The organism is Flavonifractor sp. An91 (assembly GCF_002159225.1).
GTDB lineage: Bacteria > Bacillota > Clostridia > Oscillospirales > Oscillospiraceae > Flavonifractor > Flavonifractor avicola.
In genome coordinates, this window is record NZ_NFHA01000065.1 from 1 (window position 1) to 6,042 (window position 6,042).

General features: G+C 63.3%; 7 protein-coding genes. 2 read left to right on the forward strand and 5 right to left on the reverse strand.

Annotation, left to right across the window (positions count from 1 at the left end; all coding sequences use genetic code 11):
- Positions 1 to 967: MATE family efflux transporter (locus B5G42_RS17075; protein WP_087272991.1), on the reverse strand; the 967-nt coding region annotated here is incomplete at its 3' end.
- Between the two features lie 112 nt (positions 968 to 1,079).
- Positions 1,080 to 1,736: a DUF1847 domain-containing protein gene (locus B5G42_RS17080; protein WP_343286713.1), complete on the reverse strand. Its 657-nt coding sequence runs from the start codon at positions 1,734 to 1,736 to the stop codon at positions 1,080 to 1,082.
- Positions 1,737 to 1,913: 177 nt separating this feature from the next.
- Here B5G42_RS17080 and B5G42_RS17085 point away from each other — a divergent pair, with 177 nt between their 5' ends.
- Both B5G42_RS17085 and B5G42_RS17090 read left to right on the forward strand, forming a co-directional pair.
- Positions 1,914 to 2,345 carry a MarR family winged helix-turn-helix transcriptional regulator gene (locus tag B5G42_RS17085; protein WP_087272996.1) on the forward strand — a complete coding sequence of 144 codons (432 nt, stop codon included), beginning with the start codon at positions 1,914 to 1,916 and terminating at the stop codon, positions 2,343 to 2,345.
- Positions 2,342 to 2,989: a YczE/YyaS/YitT family protein gene (locus B5G42_RS17090; protein WP_087272999.1), complete on the forward strand. Its 648-nt coding sequence runs from the start codon at positions 2,342 to 2,344 to the stop codon at positions 2,987 to 2,989. The genes B5G42_RS17085 and B5G42_RS17090 overlap by 4 nt, the downstream gene beginning before the upstream one ends.
- Positions 2,990 to 3,029: 40 nt before the next feature.
- Here the strand turns inward: B5G42_RS17090 and B5G42_RS17095 are convergent, their stop codons facing one another.
- The 3 genes from B5G42_RS17095 to B5G42_RS18295 form a co-directional block, all read right to left on the reverse strand.
- A complete protein-coding gene (locus tag B5G42_RS17095) occupies positions 3,030 to 3,938 on the reverse strand; it encodes an ADP-ribosylglycohydrolase family protein (RefSeq protein WP_087273002.1) in 909 nt (302 codons plus the stop codon).
- A 94-nt stretch (positions 3,939 to 4,032) separates the two neighbouring features.
- Positions 4,033 to 5,391, reverse strand: coding sequence for a 23S rRNA (uracil(1939)-C(5))-methyltransferase RlmD (gene rlmD, locus B5G42_RS17100; protein WP_087273005.1), 1,359 nt, complete (start codon positions 5,389 to 5,391; stop codon positions 4,033 to 4,035).
- The coding region (locus B5G42_RS18295) for a hypothetical protein (protein WP_087273008.1) at positions 5,378 to 6,042 on the reverse strand (665 nt) is incomplete at its 5' end. The genes B5G42_RS18295 and rlmD, both read right to left, overlap by 14 nt.

Genomic DNA, 6,042 nt, shown 5'->3' on the forward strand with positions numbered 1-6,042 from the left:
CCGAGATCTTCACGCTCTTTTTCAGCCGGTCGTATTTGCCCGCCCCGTAGTTCTGCCCGGCGAAGGTGGTGAGGGCCTGGGACAGGGCGGTGATGGTCATCCAGAACAGGATGTCCATCTTGCCGTAGGCCGTCCATGCGGCCACCGCGTCGGTGTCAAAGGAGTTGATGCAGGACTGAATGACAATATTGGAGGCTGAGTACATCACCGACTGGAGGGCGGTGGGCACGCCTACCTTCATAATAGCCGACATGGGCTGGCGGTGGAGCTTGAGCTGGCTGGGGAAGAACTGGAAGGGGGCGCCCTGGGAGCGCACGAGGGAGATCACCACCAGCACCGCCGACAGCACCTGGGAAGCCACGGTGGCAATGGCCACACCCAGCACCCCCAGAGGAACGACCACCACCAGCAGCAGGTCCAGCACGATGTTGCACAGGGATGCGGCAATGAGGAAGTACAGGGGACGCTTGGAGTCGCCCACCGCCCGGAGCACGCCGGTGCCCATGTTGTAGATCACGTTGGGGATCATGCCCAGGAAGTAAACTCTCTGATAGAGGATGGCCCCGGGCAGGGCGTCGGCGGTGGTGTCCATGGCCCGGAGGGCCCAGGGGGTGAGCACAAAGCCCACCACCATAAAGACGGCGCCGATGATCACCGACAACAGCATGGCGGTGTGGACGCTCTTGTGGACTTCCTCCCCCTGGCGGGCGCCGTATCGCTGGGCGATGACCACCACCGCTCCGGCGGCCAGGCCGGTGAAGATGCCCACGGTCAGATTGACGATGACGCCGGTGGAGCCCACGGCGGCCAGGGCAACCTTGCCTACAAATCGGCCCACCACCACCGTATCCACCGTATTGTACAGCTGTTGGAAGAAGGTACCAAACCACAGGGGCACGAATAAAGTTAACAGTTGTTTCCAGATCACGCCCTGGGTGATATCGCCCACGGGACGGGCCAGACGCATGACAGATCCCTCCAGAAAAAGTAAACTGACGCGGCCAGAGCCGCAAGAGGATTGTACACGGTTTCCCCGCAAAAGGCAAGGGGCGGCATCTGCCGCCCCTTGCCTTTTGCAGTTATACTTGTTCCGGCCCAAACACCTTGGCCTTGTAGTAGGACTCGGCGTTGTACAGGGCGGCCGCGGGGTTGTGGCCCAGCACCCGGTCCTTGGCCACCAGGGTGGTGACCAGAGCGTCGGAGTATTTGTAGAACAGGCTGTCGTGACCTACGCACAGACCCACCACGATATTGAGCTGAGTCCCCGCGGCGTTGAGCATTTTGGCCTGAAAGATGGGGTTGCAGGCGTTGGCCCCCACCGCGTTGCAGGCGGCGGGGATGCCCAAATCCACCTTCTTCACCATGCCCGCCTTGCACCCTATGCCGAACACCTCAAAGCCGTGGGATCGAAGAATGCGGGCCAGGATGCGGGACTCGTGGAGCAGGCCCACGCAGGTGGCGATGCCGATCTTGTGAAAGCCCAGCTTTTTGGCAAACTCCACCACCTCCTGGACCCGGGTGTACTGGCAGTAGTGCTGGCACTCCACCTCAGCCGCCGCTACCATGGCGGCGTGGTTGTCCTCCTCCTGATAGCAGGCCACCGCCTCGTCCAGCACCTTCTGCTCCAGGTTTTTGGACAGGCAGAAAGGGGGAAAGGCGTCGGAGTGATTTAAATCGTTGCAGGCGGCGGAACCGCAGTCAATACAGCTGCGTGTACAAGCTTTTTCTTCCATCATGATCCTTCTTTCCCCAGGGTATGGACCGCCCGTCAGGGCGTTTTCTTTATTTTAAATACAAAATATACCGGTTGTAAAGCCCCCAGTCCCCCTTTTCGCCGGGCTTGACAGTCCAATCTGGTAGCGCTATAATAAGCAATGTTATTATAATGATCCTTATTATACGAAGGAGAACCTATGGAATCGCTCCACTACCTGCTCATGAAGGCTCACACCATGCTGAACCGCCAGATCATCACCCGGGCCCAGGAGGTCGGCCTGTCTCCCGGCCAGCCCAAGGTGCTGGAATATCTGCTGCTCCACGGAGAAAACAATCAGAAGGCCATCGCCGACTTCTGTGAGATCGAGCCGGCCACAGTGGGAAACATTCTGCTGCGGATGGAGCAGGCCGGGCTCATTACCCGGAGCAACCGGGAGGGGAACCGCCGCTCCCTGTATGTGACCCTCACGCCACTGGGGTGGGAGGCCGCCCTGGGCATCGAACGCATCTTTCAGGCTCAGGAGCAGCTGGCCTCCGCCGACATGACCGGGGAAGAGGTGGAGCAGCTGCGGGTCCTGCTGGACAAATTCTGCCGCTCCGCCCTGAGAGAGGCGGGTGACCAGGTATGAGAACTGCCCGTTTCGGCCAGCGGCTGCTCACCCTCTGTGTGGGCCTGCTCATCATGGCCTTCGGGGTGGCCTTCTCCATCAAGGCCGGGCTGGGCACCTCTCCCATCTCCAGCCTGCCCTATGTGGTTAGCCTGTTTACTCCACTGACGGTGGGCGTTGCCACCATCGCCATGCACTGCGTCCTCATTCTGCTTCAAATTCTGCTCCTGCGGCGGAATTACCATCCCGTCCAGCTGACCCAGCTGCCGGTGGCCATCTTGTTCGGCTACCTCACCGATTTCGCCGTATGGGCCCTCCAGCCCATCCCGGTGACCTCCTATCCGGAATCGGTGCTGCTCTGTCTGGTAGGCATTCTGCTGGTGGGAGTGGGGGTCAGCTGCGAGGTCAACGCCGGTCTGGTAACTCTGGCCGGTGAGGGGCTGATTCTGGCCGTCTGCCAAACCTTCCGCCTCCCCTTCCCCAGAATCAAGGTCTGCTTTGACTGCACGTTGGTGATTCTGTCCATCATCCTGGGTGTGATCTTCCTGGGTCATCTGGCCGGGGTACGGGAAGGCACCGTGGCCGCGGCGATATGCGTGGGTCTGGTATCCAAGCAGGCCACCCGGCTGCTGTTCCATCCCGATCCCGCAAAAGCCACATCATAAAAAAAGCGCGGACCTGCCTGGCAGGTCCGCGCTCTTTTGTTTAAGGACAGGGAGACAAAATAGGGGCACAGGCGGAGCTGCTCTGCCAGTCCTCCCACCGGCGACGGCACAGCTGGTGAAAAGCGCTGGCGATGTGGATAAATTCCTGGGGGAGAAGGCTGTCCGCCTGGGCACGGATCCCCTCCATGGCGGGAGGGATACGGCCCTGGACCCAGGCCTCCGTTCCACCGGCCTCCACGGTGTAGTAGGTCCAGGCGATGGAACCGGCCATGGCTCCGGTGGTGTCGCAGTCGCCGCCGATGGAGACGGCGCCCCGGACCGCGTCCTCAAAGTCAGCGGACTCCAGAAATGCCACGATGGCCTGGGGCACCGAGCCCTGACAGGACACGTCAAAGTGGTAGTCTGCCCGGATGGAATCCAGGGTGAAGTCCAGGGAATAAAAGTGCCCGGCCACATACTGCCGGATCTCCTCTTTGGAGGCCCCCGTCTTGGCCAGGAAGAGGGCGGCGGCCACCGCCTCCGCACCTTTGATCCCCTCCGGGTGGTCGTGAGTGACGGCGGCGCTGACCCGGGCCAGCTCCAGCGCCTCCTCCAGTGTCACCGCCGCCAGGGCACAGGGGGAGACCCGCATGGCGGAACCATTGCCGTAGCTGCCGTAGGGCGCAGGGTTCTCCCGGCGGAGCCAGTCGGCAAAGCGTCCGCCGTAGGCGCCGGTGGGATGGGGATATCTGCGGCCGAAGTCCTGCATTACCTCCACCAGCAGCCCCGAAAAATCCCGGTGGTTCTCCGGCTCCTGCTGACGGAGCAGGATGGCCTGGGCCACGGCGGCGGTCATAATGGAGTCGTCCGTATAATCGCAGCCCGGCGAAAACAGCGGGAAATCCTTTGTCTTAATGTTGTTGAATTCGTATTTGGAGCCGACGATATCGCCGATGAACGCACCATACATAGGGATACCTCCCAATCAAACTTGATGGTGAGAGTATACCGCACCTTAAGGGGCGGCGGGTCGCATACCAGGCGACATACTGGGCCTGGGCGGCTTACAGGCCGTCCCGCACCAGCCGGGCGGCGGTCTCCACATGGACGGTGCGGGGGAAGAGGTCCACGGCGGTGGCGGTGTCCAGCTTGTACCCAAGGGCGGCAAACCGCTTCACATCCCGGCCCAGAGTGGCCGGGTCGCAGGACACATAGACCACCCGCTGGGGGGCCATCTCGGCAATGGTGGCCACCACGTCCTCCGCCAGTCCCTTCCGGGGCGGGTCCACGCAGATCACGTCGGGGCGCACCCCCTCCCGGGCCAGCTGCCGGGCGGCCTCGCCGGCGTCGGCGCACAGAAACCGGGCGTTTTCAATGCCGCTGCGGCGGGCGTTCCGGATGGCGTCGTCCACCGCCTGGGGCACCACCTCGGCTCCCCACACCATGGCTGCCTTGCGGGCCATCACCAGGGAGATGGTGCCGATGCCGCAGTACAGATCCAGCACTGTCTCGCCGCCCGTCAGCCCCGCCAGCTCCACCGCCTTGCCGTAGAGCACCTCGGTCTGGTCGGGATTGACCTGATAGAAGGAGGGGACGGACAGGCGGAAGTCGGCGCCGCACAGGGTGTCGGACAGGAAGTCCTGTCCCCAAAGCGTGCGGTAGGAGTCCCCCAAAATCACGTTGGTATGGCTCTTGTTGACCCCCAGCACGATACCCACCAGGCCGGGCTCGGCCGTCCGGAGAGCGCGCACCAGCTCGCTCTCCCGGGGGACCCCCACGCCGTTGACCAGCAGGCAGCACAGGCTCTCCCCCCGGCGGTTGGTGCGGACATACACATGGCGCACCAGGCCGGAGCGGGCCTTCTCATTGTAGGCCGGGATGGAATACTCCATCATCCAGTCTTTCACCGCCCCCCGCAGGCGGGCGGCCGCCTCGCTCTGGAGCAGGCAGTCTTTCACGTCCACCACCTTGTGGGTGCGGGACTGGTAGAATCCGATGCGGGGGCCGGGGGCAACGGGGAACTGGGCCTTGTTGCGGTAGCGGTCAGGCCGGGCGGCCCCCAGAATTTCCGTCACATGGATATCCGCGCCCCCCAGACGGCGGAGGCAGTCCTCCACCCGGGTGCGCTTGGCCTCCAGCTCCTCGGCGTAGGTGATGTGCCGGAAGGCGCAGCCGCCGCAGCGGTCGTAATAGGGACAGTCGGGGGTAATCCGGGCAGGGGAGGGTTCGGTGACCTCCCGCACCACGCCCCACAGGGCGGAGCGGCCCACATGGGTGAGCCGCACCTGGCACAGCTCCCCCCGGACGCCCCCCTGGACGAACACCACCATGCCGTCCAGCCGGGCCACACCGGCGCCGTCGCTGCTGTAGCCCTCGATGCGCAGGGGATAGGTATGGCCTTCCAGAGGCTTATTGGGCTGCATACATACTCACGTCCTTCAGCGTATCATAGGGAATGGTGACCTCCACCGGGGAGTGGATGCCGGTCAGGGTGTTGCCCTGAATCCAGAACACATAGCCGTCGGAGGTGAGGCAGAACTGCTCCGGCTGGTAGGCCGCCGTCACGGCCGCCTGGGTGAACTCCTCGGCGGACAGCTCCGGGCTGGCCAGGAAGGCCTTCACCACCCGGTTCTGCACGGTCTGGGCGTCGGTAAAGAAGTCGGTAAAGGTCAGCTTGATGCCGGTCTGGGGATCAAAGTTCTCCCCCAGCTCAAACACGGTGGGGTAAGCCGCCCCGCTGTTGATGTACCAGGTGCGGCGGATGCTGATGACCTGATCGGTGGAGAGCACCACCTCATAGCTCATCTCCTCGGTGACCGGCGTAAAGGAGAAGCCGGCGGCCTTGGACACGTCGTAGTCCGCCACCACCTGCTCATAGTTGGCCTCGGCGCTCTCCATGCGGCTGGCGCCGTCGGCCTTGTACCAGTCGTTGATCACATCGCCGGCAGGGCAGGTGTCGGTATTCTGCACCATGGGCAGGGTATAGCGCACCGTCATGACCTGGGTGCCGTCCCCGGCGGTATAGGTCTGGGTAAAGACCTGCTCCCCCCACTGGGGCGGTTCGGGGGTGGGGG

Excerpts from the sequence above, each read along its gene's own strand:
- B5G42_RS17080 (WP_343286713.1), bottom strand. The coding sequence starts at position 1,736 with ATGATGGAAGAAAAAGCTTGTACACGCAGCTGTATTGACTGCGGTTCC.
- B5G42_RS17085 (WP_087272996.1), top strand. The coding sequence starts at position 1,914 with ATGGAATCGCTCCACTACCTGCTCATGAAGGCTCACACCATGCTGAAC.
- B5G42_RS17090 (WP_087272999.1), top strand. The coding sequence starts at position 2,342 with ATGAGAACTGCCCGTTTCGGCCAGCGGCTGCTCACCCTCTGTGTGGGC.
- B5G42_RS17095 (WP_087273002.1), bottom strand. The coding sequence starts at position 3,938 with ATGTATGGTGCGTTCATCGGCGATATCGTCGGCTCCAAATACGAATTC.
- rlmD (WP_087273005.1), bottom strand. The coding sequence starts at position 5,391 with ATGCAGCCCAATAAGCCTCTGGAAGGCCATACCTATCCCCTGCGCATC.